Source organism: Streptomyces aidingensis, assembly GCF_900112355.1.
Lineage (GTDB): Bacteria > Actinomycetota > Actinomycetes > Streptomycetales > Streptomycetaceae > Streptomyces > Streptomyces aidingensis.
Genome location: NZ_FOLM01000008.1, coordinates 196,028 through 214,113 on the forward strand (window position 1 = coordinate 196,028; position 18,086 = coordinate 214,113).

The 18,086-nt window shown below is 72.1% G+C and carries 17 protein-coding genes; 6 read left to right on the forward strand and 11 right to left on the reverse strand.

All coding sequences use genetic code 11. The annotated features are described in order from the left end of the window. The first annotated feature begins 209 nt into the window (after positions 1–209). Together BM242_RS16245 and BM242_RS16250 are read left to right on the forward strand one after the other, a co-directional pair. The gene (locus tag BM242_RS16245) at positions 210–1,646 is read left to right on the forward strand and encodes a gamma-aminobutyraldehyde dehydrogenase (RefSeq protein WP_093839549.1); all 1,437 of its coding nucleotides are present in this window, start codon (positions 210–212) and stop codon (positions 1,644–1,646) included. A 282-nt stretch (positions 1,647–1,928) separates the two neighbouring features. Beyond that, positions 1,929–2,111 carry a hypothetical protein gene (locus tag BM242_RS16250; RefSeq protein ID WP_093839550.1) on the forward strand — a complete coding sequence of 61 codons (183 nt, stop codon included), beginning with the start codon at positions 1,929–1,931 and terminating at the stop codon, positions 2,109–2,111. A gap of 171 nt (positions 2,112–2,282) precedes the next feature. Here the strand turns inward: BM242_RS16250 and BM242_RS16255 are convergent, their stop codons facing one another. Both BM242_RS16255 and BM242_RS16260 read right to left on the reverse strand, forming a co-directional pair. Then, positions 2,283–2,990 (reverse strand): glycerophosphodiester phosphodiesterase, encoded by a 708-nt coding sequence (locus BM242_RS16255; RefSeq protein WP_245834148.1) that lies wholly within the window; start codon positions 2,988–2,990, stop codon positions 2,283–2,285. After that, entirely contained in the window at positions 2,987–4,159 is a 1,173-nt protein-coding gene (locus BM242_RS16260) for an adenosine deaminase (protein ID WP_093839552.1), read from the reverse strand. The genes BM242_RS16255 and BM242_RS16260 overlap by 4 nt, the downstream gene beginning before the upstream one ends. Positions 4,160–4,266: 107 nt before the next feature. Here BM242_RS16260 and BM242_RS16265 point away from each other — a divergent pair, with 107 nt between their 5' ends. Next, positions 4,267–5,277, forward strand: a complete 1,011-nt coding sequence (locus BM242_RS16265) for a hypothetical protein (RefSeq protein ID WP_093839553.1) — start codon at positions 4,267–4,269, stop codon at positions 5,275–5,277. Between the two features lie 188 nt (positions 5,278–5,465). Next, positions 5,466–5,984, forward strand: coding sequence for a hypothetical protein (locus tag BM242_RS16270; RefSeq protein WP_175541453.1), 519 nt, complete (start codon positions 5,466–5,468; stop codon positions 5,982–5,984). A 522-nt stretch (positions 5,985–6,506) separates the two neighbouring features. Here BM242_RS16270 and BM242_RS16275 read toward each other — a convergent pair. From BM242_RS16275 to BM242_RS16290, 4 genes are read right to left on the reverse strand one after another with little or no spacing between them, the layout of a single operon-like run. Next, positions 6,507–7,625 (reverse strand): TniB family NTP-binding protein, encoded by a 1,119-nt coding sequence (locus BM242_RS16275; RefSeq protein WP_245834152.1) that lies wholly within the window; start codon positions 7,623–7,625, stop codon positions 6,507–6,509. After that, complete coding sequence (locus BM242_RS16280) at positions 7,625–9,739, reverse strand: Mu transposase C-terminal domain-containing protein (RefSeq protein WP_093839556.1); 2,115 nt, start codon at positions 9,737–9,739, stop codon at positions 7,625–7,627. Before BM242_RS16280 ends, BM242_RS16275 begins: the two co-directional genes overlap by 1 nt. Next, positions 9,736–10,503 (reverse strand): TnsA-like heteromeric transposase endonuclease subunit, encoded by a 768-nt coding sequence (locus BM242_RS16285; RefSeq protein ID WP_093839557.1) that lies wholly within the window; start codon positions 10,501–10,503, stop codon positions 9,736–9,738. The genes BM242_RS16280 and BM242_RS16285 overlap by 4 nt, the downstream gene beginning before the upstream one ends. After that, positions 10,500–12,239: a TniQ family protein gene (locus BM242_RS16290; protein ID WP_175541443.1), complete on the reverse strand. Its 1,740-nt coding sequence runs from the start codon at positions 12,237–12,239 to the stop codon at positions 10,500–10,502. The genes BM242_RS16285 and BM242_RS16290 overlap by 4 nt, the downstream gene beginning before the upstream one ends. Positions 12,240–12,440: 201 nt before the next feature. On the opposite strand from BM242_RS16290, the gene BM242_RS16295 reads away from it, so the two are divergent. Together BM242_RS16295 and BM242_RS16300 are read left to right on the forward strand one after the other, a co-directional pair. Then, positions 12,441–12,680: a helix-turn-helix domain-containing protein gene (locus BM242_RS16295; protein ID WP_175541444.1), complete on the forward strand. Its 240-nt coding sequence runs from the start codon at positions 12,441–12,443 to the stop codon at positions 12,678–12,680. A 23-nt stretch (positions 12,681–12,703) separates the two neighbouring features. Then, the gene (locus BM242_RS16300; protein ID WP_175541445.1) at positions 12,704–13,867 is read left to right on the forward strand and encodes a TniQ family protein; all 1,164 of its coding nucleotides are present in this window, start codon (positions 12,704–12,706) and stop codon (positions 13,865–13,867) included. A gap of 22 nt (positions 13,868–13,889) precedes the next feature. On the opposite strand, the gene BM242_RS16305 is transcribed toward BM242_RS16300, so the two are convergent. From BM242_RS16305 to BM242_RS30305, 5 genes are read right to left on the reverse strand one after another with little or no spacing between them, the layout of a single operon-like run. Next, positions 13,890–14,684 carry a phosphotransferase family protein gene (locus BM242_RS16305; protein WP_093839561.1) on the reverse strand — a complete coding sequence of 265 codons (795 nt, stop codon included), beginning with the start codon at positions 14,682–14,684 and terminating at the stop codon, positions 13,890–13,892. Positions 14,685–14,697: 13 nt separating this feature from the next. Beyond that, positions 14,698–15,159 (reverse strand): NUDIX domain-containing protein, encoded by a 462-nt coding sequence (locus BM242_RS16310; protein WP_175541446.1) that lies wholly within the window; start codon positions 15,157–15,159, stop codon positions 14,698–14,700. Between the two features lie 35 nt (positions 15,160–15,194). Then, entirely contained in the window at positions 15,195–16,781 is a 1,587-nt protein-coding gene (locus BM242_RS16315) for a hypothetical protein (RefSeq protein ID WP_093839563.1), read from the reverse strand. Further along, complete coding sequence (locus tag BM242_RS16320; protein ID WP_175541447.1) at positions 16,782–17,801, reverse strand: glycosyltransferase family 4 protein; 1,020 nt, start codon at positions 17,799–17,801, stop codon at positions 16,782–16,784. An 11-nt stretch (positions 17,802–17,812) separates the two neighbouring features. Further along, positions 17,813–18,064 (reverse strand): hypothetical protein, encoded by a 252-nt coding sequence (locus tag BM242_RS30305; RefSeq protein WP_245834154.1) that lies wholly within the window; start codon positions 18,062–18,064, stop codon positions 17,813–17,815. Between the last annotated feature and the right edge of the window lie 22 nt (positions 18,065–18,086).

Genomic DNA, 18,086 nt, shown 5'->3' on the forward strand with positions numbered 1-18,086 from the left:
GCGAGCGGGCCGCCGGCGCCTCCGTCCGGCCGGGCGGAGGCGCCGGGAAGGCGAAGAATCTTCGTGGCAATGGCGAGAGGAGCGGCATTCTCGCTGCACAGACAGTGTGGCGAAGGAGAATCTTTCGCCTGTGGGGCTGTCCTGCAATCCGCTGCGGCGCCTAGTCTGGATTGTCCGACCGAGAAGGAACAGGAAGCAGGAGGGGTGCTGTGACCACCACCGAGCTGCGCCGGCTGCGCAACTACATCAACGGCGAGATCCGCGACGCCGCGGACGGCCGGACCCTGGAGGTGGTCGATCCGGTCTCCGGCCGCCCCTACGCCACCGCCCCGCTCTCCGGCCCGGCGGATGTCGACGCCGCCATGACCGCCGCCGCGGCGGCCTTCCCCGCCTGGCGGGACACCACTCCGGCGGCCCGGCAGCTGGCCCTGCTGAAGATCGCCGACGCCTTCGAGGCCCGGGCCGACGACATTCTGGCCGCCGAGTGCCGGGACACCGGCAAGCCGCTGGAGGTGACCCGGCAGGAGGAGCTGGGCCCGATCGTCGAGCAGATCCGGTTCTTCGCCGGTGCCGCCCGCATGCTGGAGGGCAAGGCCGCGGCCGAGTACATGGCGGGCATGACCTCCTTCGTACGGCGGGAGCCGGTCGGCGTCTGTGCCCAGGTCACGCCCTGGAACTATCCGCTGATGATGGCGGTCTGGAAGTTCGCCCCGGCGCTGGCCGCGGGCAACACCGTCGTCCTCAAGCCCTCCGACACCACCCCCGCCTCGACCGTGCTGCTGGCCGAGATCCTGGGCGCGATCCTGCCGGCCGGGGTCTTCAATGTGATCTGCGGCGACCGGGACACCGGCCGGCTGATGACCGAGCACCCGGTGCCCGCCATGGTCTCCATCACCGGTTCGGTGCGGGCCGGCACGGAGGTGGCGGCCGGTGCCGCCAGGGACGTCAAGCGGGTCCATCTGGAGCTGGGCGGCAAGGCGCCCTGCGTGGTCTTCGAGGACGCCGACCTGGACGCGGCGGCCGAGGGCATCCGGGACGCGGGCTTCTTCAACGCGGGGCAGGACTGCACCGCGGCCTGCCGGGTGCTGGTGCACGAATCGGTGCACGAGGCGTTCGTGGAGGCGCTGCTGAAGGCCACCGCCGAGGTGAAGACCGGTGATGTGCAGGACCCGGACTGTTTCTACGGCCCGCTGAACAGCGCCGGCCATCTGGCCAAGGTGGCGGGCTTCATCGACCGGCTGCCCGCGCACGCCCGGGTGGAGACCGGCGGCCACCGGATCGGCGAGGAGGGCTTCTTCTACGCCCCGACCGTGATCACCGGGGTGCGGCAGGACGACGAGATCGTCCAGAACGAGGTCTTCGGCCCGGTGATCACCGTGCAGACCTTCGGCGACGAGGCCCGGGCCGTGGAGCACGCCAACGGCGTGCAGTACGCCCTGGCCTCCTCGGTCTGGACCAAGGACCATGCCCGCGCCATGCGGCTGTCCAAGGCACTGGAGTTCGGCTGTGTCTGGATCAACACCCACATCCCGCTGGTCGGCGAGATGCCGCACGGCGGCTTCAAGAAGTCCGGCTACGGAAAGGACCTCTCCGCCTACGGCCTGGAGGACTACACCCGGGTGAAGCATGTGATGACCGCCCTCTGAGCGGGCGGCCCGCGCCGCGGCCGGACCGCCGGGAGCCGTCCCGGCGGTCCGGCCGTCCGCCGTCGGGCGCCGTCCCCGGATCCGCCGGGGCCGGTTTCGCCCCCGGCGCACACGCCTCCCGCGCCACTCCGTGCCCGGTTGGCCGAAAAGCTGCCCTGTACAACTGCAATCGTGCTGGTACGGTCAGTCACTGTTCGCGTGGCCGTTGCGCCCATATCGGCCACGCCGGCGCGCCGTTGTGTCCCACCCCCCACCCGACGCAGACCTCGGAGGTCACACCCGATGCGACGCCAAGGACACGCCACCCGCCCCCGGGTCCGTACCCGCTCCCGCACCGCCGCCCGGCTGGCCGTGCTGCTCACCACGGCCGGCCTCTTTCTCGGCGGGGTGTCCGCCGTTCCGGCCTCCGCGGCCGTGCACCCCAACTACTGCATCCATGTCCCCGGCGGCTGGCTCTGCTTCTGAGCGGCTGCTGAGCGGCTTCTGAGCGCTGCCGAGCGCCGCTGACGGTCCCGCCGAGGACCGGCACCGCTCCGCCCGGTCGGCCGGCGTCCCCGTGAGGGCCGACCGCCCGGTGGCCCCGTGCCCCGCCCAGCGGCACGGGGCCACCGGGCAACCGGCCTCCCCGGCACCGGCTCACCCGGCGGCGGGCGGCCGGTTCCGCTCCCGGGCACGGGTGATCTCGGTGCGCAGCACCGCGGGGCGATTGGTGTGGACCGCGTCCACGCCGAGCTCCAGCAGCCGGCGCATGGCGCGCGTGGTGTCGGCCGTCCAGGCGCAGACCTGGTAGCCGCCCTCGCGCGCCCGCCGCACGGTCCGCTCGTCCAGCAGGCTCCAGCGGTGGTTCAGCCAGGCCGGGCGGACGTCCCGCAGCAGCGATTCCCGCACCGGTGCGGCCCGCTTCCAGGTCAGGGAGATCTCCGCCTCCGGGTCGGCCCGCCGCACGCCGCGCACCGCCGCCGGATCGCCGCACCAGTACACCCGGCGCGCCGAGCCCTCCGCGGCGACCTCGGCCACCACCGCGCGGGCGTCCTGGGCGGACGGCTCCGGCAGATCGATCAGGGTGCGGGCGGGAAAGGTGGTCTCCAGCGCCTCGCGCAGCGTGGGCACCCCGCCCCCGGTCAGCTCCCGCACCTCCTCCGCGGTCAGCCGGGCGACGGCCAGATCGTGACCCCACAGCCGTTTCAGGGTCGGATCGTGCAGCACCACCGGGACCCCGTCCCGGGTGAGCCGCACATCCAGCTCCACCACGTCGGCGCCCGCGGCGAGCGCCGACCGGATGGACGGGAGGGTGTTCTCCCGCGCCCGGTACGGATCGCCGCGGTGCGCGATGACGAGCGTCAACGGATCGGTCCGTTCCCCTCCGGCCGGCTCCCGGCCGGACCGTTCTGGGATCGTCTCTGCAGCCATGAGGCCAGATAACTGTCGATCTCGGCCAGCAGACGGGATTTGGCGGGTGTGTCGAGGAAAGCGGCCTTGACCGCGTTCCCGGCCAGCTCCGCCAGTCCCGTCTCGTCCAGCCCCAGCAGCTTCGCGGCCACCGCGTACTCGGTGTTGAGGTCGGTGCCGAACATCGGCGGGTCGTCGCTGTTGATGGTGACCGGCACGCCCGCCGCCACCATCTCCCGCACCGGGTGCTCCGCCAGCACGGTCACCGCCCTGGTGGCCACATTGGAGGTCGGGCAGACCTCCAGCGGGATGCGGTGTTCGGCGAGATGCTCCAGCAGCCGCGGATCCCGTGTGGCGCTGGTGCCGTGGCCGATGCGCTCGGCGCGCAGCTCGCGCAGCGCGTCCCAGATCGTCTCCGGCCCGGTGGTCTCCCCGGCGTGCGGGACGCTGTGCAGGCCCTCGGCGATCGCCCGGTCGAAGTACGGCTTGAACTGCGGGCGCGGCACCCCGGTCTCCGGTCCGCCCAGGCCGAACGACACCAGCCCTTCCGGCCGCAGCTCGCAGGCCATCCGGGCGGTCTCCTCGGCGGAGGGGATGCCCAGCTCGCCGGGGATGTCGAAGCACCAGCGCAGCACCAGGCCCAGCTCCCGCTCGGCGGCCCGGCGGGCATCCTCGATGGCCTCCATGACCCCCTGGTCGGGGATGCCGCGCTTGGTGAATCCGTACGGGGTGACGGTGAGTTCCGCATAGCGGATGTTCTGGCGGGCCATCTCGTGCGCCACCTCGAAGGTGAGCAGCCGGATGTCCTCCGGGTCCCGGATCAGATCCACCACCGAGACATAGATCTCGATGAAGTGTGCGAAGTCCCGGAAGGTGAAGAACTCGGCGAGCGCCTCCGGGTCCTTGGGCACCGGCGAGTCCGGGTGCCGGGCGGCCAGTTCGGCGACGATCCGGGGTGAGGCCGAGCCCACGTGGTGGACGTGCAGCTCGGCCTTGGGCAGTCCGGCGATGAAGCCGGTGAGATCGGTCGGTTCCTGCTCGGACACATGAACTCCTGATCTGGCGGGGGTTCCGGCCGGCCGGCGGCGGGCGCGGGTGGCGGCGGACGCCGGACGCGCCGTCATGGTATGCGGCGGTGACCGGCGCGCGTCCGGTGGACGGGCGTTCCGCGGCCCGGGGCACCCGCCGTAGGGTGTGGGGCGGTTGACCGCGAAGGGGATGTGGAGGTTCGGTGACCGCCGAGCAGAACCATCGGCAGAGCGGTTCCGGGGGAACACCGGAGCCGGGCGGGGACGGCACGGACGCGGGCATACCGGGTGAGGCCGAGGCGGCGGCCGGTCCGCCCCCGGGCCCGTGGGGCCGGGAAGAAGCGGGCCGGCCGTTCCCCGGCCCGGCCCACGCGGGCCGGACGCTCCCGGGGCAGCCGTTCACCGGCCACGGCCACGCCGGCCACGGCCATGCAGCTCCGAGCCATGCGGGCCCGGTGCCCGCCGGGCCGGGCCACGGGGGCCGGGCGTTCACCGGCGCTCCCGCGCCGGTGCCCGCGCTGCCGCGCAACGGCGCGGCGCGCGGCTCGCTGGCCCTGGGCATCTGGGCGGTGGTGCTCTGCTGCACCTTCTTCCTCTCCCCGGTGGCGGTGCCGCTGGGCATCGCCGCGCTGGCGGTCGGCGCCGCGGCCGTGGGCCGGGTGCGGCGCGGCACCGCCGGCGGGCGCGGCCGGGCGGTCGCCGGCATGTGGACCGGCGGGATCGGCACGGTTGCCGGAGCGCTGCTGACCGTGCTGCTGGTGCTGAACGCCGTGGACACCGTGACCGTCACCTCCGCGTCCGGTGCCGACCGGACGGCCGGCGCCGGTGACCGGGTGGTCTGGGAGAACGGCCTGGTGGTGGTCGTCGGCGCGCCGGAGGAGCCGGAGCGCGGCACCGTCACCCGCGTGGTGCTCACCATCAGCCAGGAGGGCGGCGACCGGGCCCGCCTGCGCGACCACGAGGTGCGGGTGCACACGGACGGACGGCAGATGGCGCCCGGCCGGCTGCGGACGGTGCTCTCCCCGGCCGGGGTGCTGCGGCCCGGGGACAGCACGGAGCTGGTCCTCTCCTTCACCCTGCCGCCCGGCACCTCGTGGCTGGCGGTCGACTTCACGCCCGGTTCCGACTACGACACCGCCTACTGGCGGCTCCGGGTCGGCCCGGACGGCGGCGGCGGCGCGGACGGAGGCCGCGGGGAGCGCGCCGACGTCTGACCGGCCGCCGCCGCGCAGCCGTACCGGCGAAGCCGGCCGCACCGGCCGAGCCGCGCAATCGCGTAAGAACGCGGGCCCCGGCCGCTCTCACTGGGGGACGGTACGGGCGGGCCCGGCCCCCGGGCCCCCGGCGAGAGGGGAAAGACGTGATGAGCGAGGAGAGCGGGGCGCCCGGTGTGAGGTCCGCCATGGCGTGGCTGTCCGCGGCGGCGGCCGAGCCCCGGGCCTGCCGCCGGGCATGGGAGCGCGATCCGCTGGGCGTGGTCCTGCTGCCGGCCGGGCGGCGCTGGGACGTCCTGGTGCTGCCCGCCGGTATCGGCCATGCCACGCTGGAGGTGCTGAGCGGCGTGGCCGTCCCCACCGGCCCGGTGCTGGCGGACCGGGACGCCCGGGTCGGCTTCTTCGTGCCGCCGGGCACGGCCGGCCGCTGGGTGGGGACCGGGGTGCGGCCGGCGGGCCGGGGAAGCTGGATCGTGGTCCCGCATCCGGGGCGGATCAGCGGCGGGGTGCACTGGCTGGTGCCGCCGGACGGTTCCGGGCTGCTGACCGATCCGGGCGTGCTGGAACTCGCCATGCACGAGGCCGCGGCCCGGGTCCGCATCACCGGCCTGGGGGCCTGGGCGGGCGGTGCCCGGCCACGGGCCGAGCCCCGTCCCGAGCCCTCTCCCGAGCCCCGGCCCGGGCCGGAGCCGGAAACGGAGGGCTGACCCCCGCGGCCCGGCAAGCCCGCGCAGCGGCGGGCCGGAGAAGCAGAGGCGGAGAAGCAGAGGCGGAGAGAGGTGACCGCCCCGGAGCAAGGGGGAGATCTCCGGGGCGGTCGGGTACCTCTCGGCCGGCCTGCCGCGTGCCCGGGGGGAGGAGACTGGCGGCGCCGGCCCATATGAGGAAGTCCGGGGCTCATGGCACCCGCTTCCGGTCATGACCGTACGGCCTGATACCCGTCGGGTTGTACGCGTCCACCAGGCCCCCACACCATCTCCACGCCGGGGCCGCCGCCGGGCCGGTCAGGGCTCGCTGTGCACCGGGGCTGTAGGGCGAGCCTGAAGATTTCAGTAGCCGATGCCCTGACCTGCGAACTGAAATCTTTCCTGCGCAGTTTAGGCGGGCGTAGTGCGCACCGAACTTTTCAGTGCGCAGCTCTGAGGAGCATAGCGAGCCTGTGGCGCGGCTCTCCGCGTGGCCGAGTGTCGTCACCGCTTGTGATGATCAGCGGAGTCGCCGGTGGTGGGTCAGCCCGCTTCTACCTGGTCGGACGTCCGTTTGGTCCGGCGCCCTCTTGACGGGCTGGCTTTGGTCTTCTCGTAGCGGGCTTGCGCGAGTTCGCTGATGTCGATGCGGTCGAGTACGTCTTTGGTGATGGCTTCTTCGCCGGTCATGACGGCTTCGATTGCGGCTTCGCGGATGAGGTCGGACAGGGCGCAGATGCTGCCTTCCGTGCGGTCGTAGAGGTACTGGTACAGCCGGGGCAGGGTGTGGGGCTTGTGGTGGTAGAGGGCCAGGTGTTCGTCGAGGGAGAGGAGGACGGTCAGCCATTCGGCGCGCTGTTCGCGGGTCTTGATGGTGTAGTTCGTCATCCTGATGAGGGTGTTGCGGCCGGCGGTCTGGTTGGCTCGGGTGCTGCCAGTGCCTTCGAGGAAGAGACCGGAGCGCTTGAGGTCGACTCCGGTGTAGACGAAGGTGGCGGCGGTGTGGTTGGCGATGTACTTGAGGTGGTCGTTGACGACCTTGCCCTCTTGGAGGGAGAGGTCCATGAAGTGAGCGTCGTCGATGATGACCAGCTCGACTCCGCACAGCCGCATGTGTTCCAGGACGATGCGGGTGATGGCGGACTTGGTGGCGCCGGAGCGGTAGGGCAGGGCGAGATAGTCGGCCAGTGCGGTGGACAGGTCCTTTGGAGTGGCCTGGGAGCCGATGCTGAGGTAGACGACGGGGGTGTAGTCGACGATGTGGTCTTCGACGATGTACTGCTCGCTGAAGCGCTCGGGGTAAGCCTCGCGGAGCTCGTGTTCGTAGTCGTACGCGAGCATCTTGACCAGGGTGGATTTGCCGATGGTGGCGGGGCCGTCGAGGACGATGCCGCGGCGGGCTCCGGCGGCCTGGCGGGCGTTGACGCGCATGCGGCGCCGGACCTGGTGGTGGATCTTGTCCATGGTGGGGGTGCGGACGATGATCAGGGCGCTGTGGTAGTCGTCGCGGGCCTTGTTCAGCAGGATCTTCTCTTTCCGGGAGAGGCGCTGGTAGGCGGCGAAGGTGGGCATGTCGGGCCGGGCGGGAGGGATGTCGTCCAGGTAGGCCCGCCATTCTTCCTTCGTCCGTGGTTCCGCGAGCCCGGGGTGGATGAAGTTCATCAGTCGGTCTCCTGCTGGCGGGTGTAGGGCCGCCATACCGGGGCCGCGGTCAGGGTGGAGAGGTCGATGTCGAGGTCGTCCTCGTCCTCTGGCCCAGTGGGCGGGCTGGGGACGGATTTGAGCGGGGGCGGCTCGGCGGTGACGGCGGGGGCCGAACGCTGCTGGTCACGGGCCTGGGCCTGGCCGCGGTGGGTGTCGCGGGCGGCGCGTTTGCGGTCGGTCTTGGTCCAGGTCTCCGGGGCGTCGGTGCGGTTTTGCAGGTCCCACAGGGCCTGGGCGACTTCGTCCTGGTCGGCGGGGCTGAGGCCGCGCGTGGTCAGGAGGCGCTTGGCTTCGTGCAGCGTGATGTCGGTGAAGGGCTGGATGTCGCTGAGGGCGTGGGTCCACTCCAGCACGTACCAGGTGGTGTCGCGGGGGTTGTAGAAGTAGGCGTGCAGGAGGTTCCGCGGGTCGTATCGGATGGGCCACAGACCGCTGGGATAGGGCGAGGTGGCGTTGCGGAACTCGTACAGCACCGGGGCGTTGTAGGTCAGGCCGTTCAGTTCGACGCCGTAGGGCTGGATGGTGCGGCCGTTGTTGCTGGCGACGGGCAGTAGCTCGTAGTACATGTCCGGGTCGCGGGGGCAGTCGATGTAGCCGGCGGCGCCGATGGCCATGCTGTACGTCTCGTTGGGGGAGACGTGCAGGTCGGGGAAGCCGTGGAGGGTCAGGCCCTGGTGGTGCCGGCGCTGGTAGACGGCCACGACGTACTCGGCGAAGAATTCGGTGATCTCATCGAGAGTCCAGCGGGCTTGCTGTTCGGCGGTGCGGCCCCGGTGGGCGACGTTGAAGCCTTTGTACCCGGCGACGTGTTCGGAGAACTGTTCACGGATGCGGCGGAACAGCCGTTCGACGTGGGGCTTGTCGGTGGGCTTGAGTTTGCGGGCGTCCTGGAGGTCGATCTTCCACTTCAGGCAGGCTCGGCGTACGACCTCCGACTTGTACGGCTTGCCGTGGTCGTAGAGCAGGGTATCGGGGTAGATCACGGGCCGGGCGGCGGCTTCGGCCAGGCGTTCGTCGACGGTGAGGAGACGCTCGTAGGGGACGCGGAGCATGGAGTAGCGCAGGGCGTCCGCCCAGGCCGGCCGCATGGGCTCGGGGGTCATGACGTCGGCCAGGAGCAGGCCGATGTCGATGGCCTTGGTGCCTTCTGGAGTCAGGCGCCAGGCGAGGATGGAGCGAGTGGCAACGTCGAGGGCGATCGTGAGTTCGATGCGGTGGGTGGTGCTGGTGCCCGGGTCGAAGGCGAGGACGTCCAGCGGGGTGGTGTCGAGCATGACGAGCTGGCCGGGGCGGTGGGCGATGACGTTGCCGAAGTGCCGGTCGGGCTGGTTGGCGTCCGAGGCGCGCTGGTAGGCGGGGTCGGACGGGCTGCGGGTCAGCAGCAGCTTGACCAGACGGCGGAAGACGTCCCGCTGGGGCAGCGGTACCTCTCCGGGTCCGTAGTCGGCGTCCAGGCGGTTCTGGGTCCGGCGCAGAAAGCGAAGGCCGACGGTGGAGGAGCTGTCCATCTTCTCTGCGGTGGCCTGTTCACGGATGGCCTGGACGATGCGTGGATCGATGTTCTTGAGCGGGTTGCGGATGCGGGCCTTGCGCTTGTCGACCAGCGCCCACAGTCCTTGCTGCTGATAGTCCTCCAGCAGCTGCCAGATCCGGCGCTCGGTGTAGTCGAGCTCGGCGGCCTTGTTCTGAACCCGCTGGGTATGCAGGAGATCCGGGTGATACTCCGGCCGCGGCTCTCCAGTGGCGGGGGCCAGCGGATCGCCGGAGCGGAAGCCGGTGGAGGCCTCCAGCAGGTGCGCCTCCAGCTCCAGCGCGGCCTGCCGGGCCTTGTCGGGGAGAGTGGCGAGCACCCCGCCGGGGTCGAGGGCGGGCCCGCCCGCCTCGGGGCGGTCGGGCGGCGTGGTGTGGGCGCGGAAGCTGGGGTCGGAAAGCAGCTCGCTGAGCATGATGGTCTGGCGGTGCCCGGACTCCGAGCGCAGCCGAACCAGGGAGCCGTCGGTGCCGGTGACCTGGTGGCGCTCTTCCTCGAACTCGATCCAGTCCTCGGCGGCGATGCGGTAGCGGGTGCTCACGCCTCTCCCTTCCCGGTAGTCCACACGCGGGTGTGGTCGCGCAGCGGCTGGTCGAGGTCGCAGGCGAGGCGGTTGTGCCACAGCAGGTGGTAGACGACGGGGCGGGCCAGTTCCGGAGCGGGCTGGAAGCTGACGAGATCACCGACGGCCACGGGCCGGTCGGCGAGCGCCAGCAGCGGGTCGGCCAGGTGAGCGCAGGCCCGCAGAGGGCGCCGGTATCCCGCGAGCCATTCGATGTTCGCCCACCGCTGCGGGGCTATGTCCCCGACCATCTGGTAGTCCCACCCGATGCGACGGCATGCTTCCGCGGTGCGGTCGGCCTGCTGGATGACCGACGGCTTGGACAGGCTGAGCGGGTTCTTCACGTCCACGATGAGCACCGAGCCGTCAGTGCGGCGCACGAACAGGTCGGGCGTGTGCCGCCACCGGCCGTGGGCATCGGCACCTTCCAGGGTGAAGGGCTGGCTGGTGAAGAGAGCCACGTGCGGGTCGTGGTCCAGCAGCTTCATCCACTTCAGTTCCAGGAAGCTCTCGTAGGCCACGTGCCGGTCGCTGCTTGCCGACCAGTACAGGCCCGGGGTGTGGTGCTGACCGACGTAGGAGGGGATGTCGCGGGCGGGCGTGCAGGAGGCGAAGTCCACGGCGCTGGCGTTCTGCGCGGCGACGAGGTGCTCCGTGCCGTCCGCGTCGTAGTACCGCACGCACAGGGTCCCTGCGCCGTAGCGCAGGGGCCGTAGCGTGCGGGGGCGTGTTCGGGTGCTCATGCTGATCCTTCCGTGAGCAGGTGATCGCCCCAGGCGGTCAGGGCCTGGGCGACGGAGGTGGGTATCCAGGCGGCGAAGCGGCGGGCGCCGTCGCGGATCGATGCGGTGGTGGCGCCGGGCCAGTTGGAGGCGTAGGCCGGGGCCTCACGGATGTCGCCGCTGGTGAGGTGCTGCCACAGCCATGCGGCGGCGTGCCGGCGCCGCTGGGGAGTGACAGGGCGGCCCAGCCGGTGGCACACCGGGAACAGCACCGCGTGGGGAACCTCGGTCAGGTTGGCCAGGGCGGCCCGGCGGGCGGCGTAGTCGACCAGGCCGCGACTCCGCATCCGCGCTCCGGCCTCGCGCACGGCATCCCAGAAGGCATCCGGGCCGGGGACGCGCTTGACGACGGCACCGTAGATCCGCGCGGCCACGGCCGCGTCCATGCCCAGTACCGCCGCGGCCTCCGCCCAGCTGCCCGCCCCGGTGAGGCGGGCCAGCGCGAGCGCAGCCAGGCGCCGCCCGGTGAGTGGCGCGGTGCCCGGCAGATGAGAGGCGATCAGGTCCTGATAGTCGCCGTGGTCGAGCAGGTGCGGGATGTTCGCCGGGCGCACTCCGGCCAGGCCGGGGCGGGCACGCAGGGCTCCGGAGACCCGGTACGGGCTGGAACGCAGCGGTGCGATCAGCGTCTCCAGCCGCTCGGGCCGGGGCACCAGCCGCAGCGGGTCTGTCTTGTACGGGTTGGCCTGCCGCACTTGACCGGCGGCATCCAACCAAGACCCCAGCCACTGGCTGACCTTGCTTACGGTGGGCGAGACCAGCAAGGGCTGGGTGATCGCCAGCAGAGCAGCGGCGTGTGCGGCTGTCGGCGGGCTCTGCTGCACGCGGGTCCGCAATCCGCCGCGGTCCTCCTGGACCCCGGGCTCCTGCCGCTGCTGGTAGGCGGCGAACGCCGCGGTGACCTGGTCGGTGAGCCCAGCCAGGGCCGGGGTGTCCTGGGCGGGAGCGGCGAAGCGGACCAGAGCGCACGCGAACCGCAGCCAGCCGAACCACTCGGCCGCGTCCACCGCCTGTCCGGCCACCGGCCTCGGTTTGCCGTCGGCGGCGCGGAGGGCCCCGCGCTGGGCCTCGACGAGCGCATCGGGCACCGCCACGGAGGGCAGATCGCCCAGCAACTGATCACACAGCCGACTCGTGCCGCCTGACTCGGGGCGGACGTGGTTGTTGCAGCGGCCCGGGTCCACGCCGAGGGCGCGGGAGATCAGGCCCCGGCCACGTCTGGCATATCCGCCACGGAGCCGGATGCCGCACCCGGGACAGGAGTCGATGAGCAGAACCCGGTGGCGCGGGCAGACCGCCGCGGTGCCCAGTCGCCACCACAGCGGCCACACCGGCGTCTCCACCAGGCAGCGCGGGCAGGCCCGGCTGCCGGTGAACAGCGCCCATTCGCGGTGGACCAGCGGCGTCACCGATCGCTCCGAGGTCAGGTCGAGCCCGGTGAAGTCCAAGGCGCCGCCGTCGAACGCGGCCAGCTGCATGCCCGCCAGCTCACCGGCTGTCAGTCCGGTGGCCACGCTCGCCCTATGGGCGCTGGTCTCGGTCAGCGCGATCCCGAAGAACAACGGCCGGGTCGCAGACCGGACCTGGCGGCATTCCAGTCCGAGTACCCGGACGGCGTCCCCAGGCGCGATGCCTATCTGCCAGGCCAGGCGGTCGATCCAGGAGGCGAACGCCTCACCAACCGCTGGCCGCAGCACTGCCGGAAGCCGCCGGGGGAGACCGCCGGGCAGCGTCCGCACCCGGCTGCCCCCGCGCTTCGCAGCGGTGTCCTGTGGCGGCACCGACGGTAGTGGAATGGGAGCCGCCGGGCTCACTGCCGCGTTGACCTGCATGCCTCCACCCACCCCCTAGCCTGTAGGAAATTTCCTACAGGCTAGGACTGTACTACGTTGCTGGGTGTGGAGAACTCCAATTCAGGTACGGGCGCCGGCGACCAGCGGCAGGTCTTCGGCAGCAGGCTGCGGACACTGCGTGAGCGGGCCGGGCTGTCCCAGACGGCGCTGGCCAAGCGGGCCGGGCTGGACCGGTCGTTCTACGTCGAGGTGGAGAACGGCCGGCACAGCATCTCCGTGGACCGCGTCCACGCGATCGCCGATGTCCTCGGGGTGGAGGTCCACCGGCTGTTCACCGACGACTGACGCCCGCCGCTACGGTCCACCCCGTGACCAGCGATCCGCCGCCGTCCCCGAATCCGCCCGCACTGGCCAGTCCAGGCCGCCTGGCTCCGGCGCCGCGTCGTCTGCCAGCCGTGCCCTCGCCCCTGCCCGGGGAATCGCTGTTCAGCTGGGTTGATCACCTGGCCGCTGAGTTGGACATCCCCCGTGGGGAGGCGATGCGTGCCCTCGGGCTGGAATCGGCGACGTCCCATGCCTGGCAGCTGGGCATGGTCACCTCCCGGATGACCGTCTCCCAGGCTTGTGCTGTGGAGAAGGCCACCGGGCTTGACCGCAGGGCGTTGGAGGCGATGATCTTCGAGGACGTAGTCCCCGGCCAGGTGCCTCCTCCCCGGCCCCGCCTTGTGAACCGCCTGAAGCAGTTGACGGCGTTCTGCCCGTCCTGCCTGCTCCCGCCGGGGCGCTGGCCGTTGTGGTGGGGGGAGCCATGGGCGGTGATGTGCCCGCTGCACCAGCGCTACCTGGTCAGCGTGTGCCCCGCCTGCCTGTCGCCCTTTGCCCCCGTTCGGCTTCTCAGCCGGGCGCGGGGCCGGTGCTGCGAGCTCATGGACAACCTGAACACCACAGCACGCAAGCGCAGCGGGAGGTGCGGTCAGCTCCTGTGGGCGTGTAAGCAGCCCACCGTCACCGATCCCCTGCTTCCGCGGCTCCATGACCGCTTGGTCCAGCAGTTCGCCCGACGGGAGCAGGATCAGGATGTCCGTGTGGTGTGGCAGCTGGTCCGTGCCTGCGGTGTGAGGGTCTTCGACACCCCAGACGCCGTACTGCGCGACTGCTTTCCAGCCGGAGGTGCAGACAGGGAGGACCTTCGTCGTAACTCCACGGGATTCCTTCAGCCCCACCACGCAGAGGACTTGGGACCGATCCGGCTCCGCAGGCGGGGCGTCGGGGATGCGGTGACGACTGCCGCCGAGCTCCGCGTGGTCGCGCAGATCCTGTTCTCGTCCGCTCCGGAACGGACCGCACGCGAACTCCTGGAACAGGTGAGGCAACCGCTGGGCGTCGGGTGGTTTCCCAAGGGTTTCGTCGAGAACGTACTTCCCGGCGCCAGTCGGCGTCTGCTCCCCCTGCTCTGGAGCGTGCTGAAGGCGGATCTCGCTGCCCGTGTCGTTCGGTGCCGCTCGTCGGCTACTGCCTCTCCCAGAAGATGATGGGGTGGCAGTCACGCTCTGCTCATGATCTATGCCCGCCACGGGCGGAGAGAAGGGCACGGGCGTGTGCCCGCACGGCAGTGTCGGTGGCGAAGGCGGCGTCTGCCAGCAGGTGGATGCGCCAGTACAGGTCCAGACGGTCCCGCACGGCGAGGTCTGGGGGGCCGTTCAGAGAGAGGACCGTTCCGGGGCCGGGGTGGCGCAGGCGGACGGCGAGGCGGGCGAGGTCGGAGAGGGGATCGCCGAAAGCGGCCAGCTCCCAGTCGATGAGCACCTCGGTGCCGTCGGCGCCTTGCATCAGGTGGCCAGGCTGGAGGTCGTGGTGGAGCAGGCGCGGCTGGAGCGTTTCCAGCCCGGCCGTCTCCAGCCGTGGGCGGAGTGCCTTGGCGGCTGGGGTGAGATCGGGGGCCGCATTCGTGTACGCCTCCAAGCGGCTGTGGAGGTAACCCGGCCAGGTGCTGTGCTTGGTGGCGCCGGAGAGGCGCCCGGCGTGGCTGCCGGGGATGGCGTGGACGGCGCGCAGCACAGTGGGCAGGGCGCCTGTGAGGCGGGCGGCGGGTATCGGGGTGGCGTGGACCGCGCTTTGCGCGGTCCACGCCGGCCGTACCCGGAGGTTGGCGGTGAGCAGCCGGGGAGCGGGAGCGCCGTACCTGGCGAGGAGGGTGAGGGCGGCGGCCTCGTTCGCGGCCCGGGCGGGATCGCGGTAGTGCTTGAGGATGTACGGCCTGGGCGGGCCGGGGACGTACCAGACGCGGTTGGCCTGCCCCGTGGTGATCTCGGCCGCGCCGGGCGGAATACGTCCGTCGATGCCAGCCATGGCCCTCAACCTGTCAGGCGACGTCGCCGAGGTAGGCGGTTTCGGGGTGGCCGGTGGCGAGGTTGGCGATCGGCTGGCGCAGGGTGTGCGGGAGCAGGTTGAGGGAGGGGGCCTTGTCCAGGGGCACCCATTCCAGGCCGGTCTGTAGGTCGTCGGCGGCGTGGCCGCCGAGCTGGTGGGGGTCGCTGAGGGGGGTGCAGGCGAAGACGGCTTCGATGCGGTGGTCGGCCGGGTCGCCGCCGTGGTGGGCGCCGATGTACTCGCGCAGCCACAGCATCCGCTCCACTCGCACGTCAAGGCCGGTCTCTTCTTCGACTTCCCGGCGGACGGTGTCGGCGAGTGCCTCGCCGGGGTGCTGGCCGCCGCCGGGCAGGAAGTAGCACTCGCGGCCGTCCCAGGTCGCGCGCTGGAGCAGGATGCGGCCGTCGTGGACGACGATGGCCTTGGCGGCGGTGCGGATCACAGGAGTTGTCACAGCGGGCTCCCAGTCGGCGTGCGGTGGATGTCGGGTCAGCGTTCAGTCTTGCCGAAACCGTGGGGCCGGCGGGCCATGCGACGGAAGATCATCCGCCAGGGCCCGGCCAGTCGGATGAACGGCTGGAGCGGGCTGGCCGCCACCAGCAGGGCCCGCCGTGCGGGGGAGAGTTCCGGCGGGCTCGGCGCGGCTGTGCCTGGCGGGTGCACGGTGCCATGCAGGGCCGGGGCCAGGGTCAGGAGCCGGGCGGTGAGAGCGGGGCCGTGCAGCAGTACCCCGGCAGCCGCCAGGGCAGTCCACCACGGCCCGGCCCAGGGGGAGGACAGAACTGCGGCGGCGGTCAGCGGGGCGCCGAGGAGCCAGGCGGCCTGGTCCGCGTATTCGCGGGCCACCAAAGCCCACTGGGAAGGGCGGGGCAGGCCGCGAGGGAGGTGAGTGATGGCCTTGAGATGGCGGTCGGGGCGGGCGGAGGCGGTGAAGGCCAGGGCGTGGAGGTTGGTGAGCCCGCCCGGGACGGTGTAGGGCTCGTCGAGCACGGTGGCGGAGCTGGGGGCGAGCGCGGCTCCGGCCAGGGAGAGGCGGTGGCCCGTGCCGAGGTCTTCCATCGGTTCGGGGAAACCGCCGACGGCGCGCAGGGCGGTGAGGTGGACGGCCATGCCGCAGCCGACCGCGTAGACCATAGGCCGCAGCCACATCTTCACCATCTCCGGGGCCCGCCAGACCGTCAGCTGCTGGTGGAGGCGGACGCGAGCCAGCTCGATGCCCAGCGACCGGCGCAGCTGGTAGATCCACTCCCCGGCCAGCAAGAGTCCACCAGGGCCGGAGGAGAAGCGGCGGCGGGCGGCCAGCGGCAGGCGCTGCTGCTGGATGAGGGCCGGGAACTGTCCGGTGCGCTCGCGGTGTGCCTGGGCGGTGTCGGCGAAGGCAGCCAGGGTATCCCTGTCGGGGACGGCGTCGGCGTCGTAGACGGCGACGAACGTGTGGTCCTCGTCCCGGTCCTGATCCCAGCCGAGCGGGCCGAGCACTGCGCCGATGCGGTCGAGGGCGAAGTTGAGCTGTCCGGCCTTCCGGCCGGGGGTGGCCGGCTGATGCAGGTGCACCAGCCGCAGCGAGCTCTCCGGAAGACGGGCGGTGGCGTCGGCCACGACCTGGGCGGTGGTGGCCTCGGCGTCGAACAGGCGGATCAGGAGGGCCAGCCGCTCCTTTGGCGGGGCGGCGTTGACGGCGTGGGCCACGGGCTCGCAGCGGGCGGCGGGAAACAGGCCACCCAGCCGCGCGGGCCGCAGCGGACGGGCCGCTGCCAGGTCCGGAAGGCGGGTTCGGGCTCGCTCCCGGGCAGTGCGTTCGCGCTCGGTGGTGATGACCACCACCGCGGCCCGTCCCTTCGGGTAGGGCAGGGCGGTGAACGCGGCGATCGTCTCCGGGGCGACGGCCTGTTCACGCAGCATCGGCAACAGCACCACCAGCCACGGCGCCTCCTCTCCGGCTTCAGCGCGGGAAGGGCGAGAGTTGCTCAGGAGCCAGCGGGCGCACAGCTCGGTGGCGGCCATCGCCCAGCAGGCGCGGGCCAGGAGCGCCACCAGCAGCGTGGGAACGGCGAGGGTGAACCACAGATCGGCCATTCAGTCCTCCGCGAGGAGTTGGTAAACGTGCCGGGTCTGGTCGGCGATGTGGGGCCAGGCGAAGTGCTCGGCACGGTCGCGGGCGGCAGCCCGCCGGATGGCGTGGGCGGAGCTTCCGGCCTCCGAGATCACCTTCTCTACCGCCTCGGTGGCCGCCGCCGGGTCGCCGGGCGGGACGAGGAGGCAGCCGGGGCCGATTCCGGCGTAAGCGGGGATGCCGCCGACGGCGGAGGCGACCACCGGGGTACCGCAGGCGAGGGCTTCGAGGAGGGCGTTGTTGGCGGTCGCACCGGTCAGCGGCAGCAGCACCACTGCCGCTCGCCGATACAGGCCGATCAGTTCCTCCTCGGTGATGCCCTGGAGGATGCGGGTGGCTGGCGGCCAGGACCGGGAGCCAGCCTGACGGGTGACCACGGTGAGTTCGACGTCGCGTCCGTAGCGGTGGTGGAGCCGGGCGTGGACGGCGTCCAGGACGTTCCAGTCCCGTAGCCACCAGCCCACGGTCAGCACCAGGGGCGGGCCTGCTGGTGGGGAGGGGGCGGGGGTGAAGGCGTGGGTGTCGATGCCGTGGGGCACCAGGTGCACGCGCTCGGGCGGCAGGTAGCGGGTGAAGAACTCGCGCTGGTAGGGGTCGAGGGTGATGACGCGATCGGCCCTGGGGGCGAGGTCCTTCCAGAGGCCGTGCGGGAGGAGCTGCTGGAGCTGGGCGGGCGGCTGGTGGTAGGTGACGGCCGTTGGGGCTGTGCGGCGGCGGGAGAACCAGAACTGCTCGTCCCCGTAGAGGACGTGGGCCGGGCCGCGGGCGGCGCGGATACGCCAGTCGGTGGCGAAGTGCTCGGGTGGGTAGAACGGCAGCGGGCACCGCCGGCCGATCGCCCGGTGGGCTGTAGCGGCGGCCCGCCGGGCCAGACGCCCGGCGGGCGGGGTGATCACGGGCTGGGCCTCGGGCAGGAAGGCCAGCAGGCGGTCGTAGCCGCCGTGGTCGGTGTGCCAGGGGACCCGGACGACGGAGGCGGTCACACGCATATCCGTCACCGCCCTTCTGCGGGGAGGAGATCAAGTGCCCGCAGGCGCGGGGCGATGGCCGCGGGCCGGTTCAGGCGCACCACCGGGGTTCCGCCCGCGCTGGGGATCAGGCGGGTGGCCCAGCGGGCGCGGTGGCGGCGGTGGTGGGCTGGGCCCCACCACAGGATCGAGTCGCGGGCCAGGAGGTGGCCGTAGGTTTCCCGGTTCCCGCCGAAGAGTTCCTCACCGGTTGCGGCCCGCCGCAGGGAGCGGCGCACCAGGCGGGGCAGGCAGATGCGT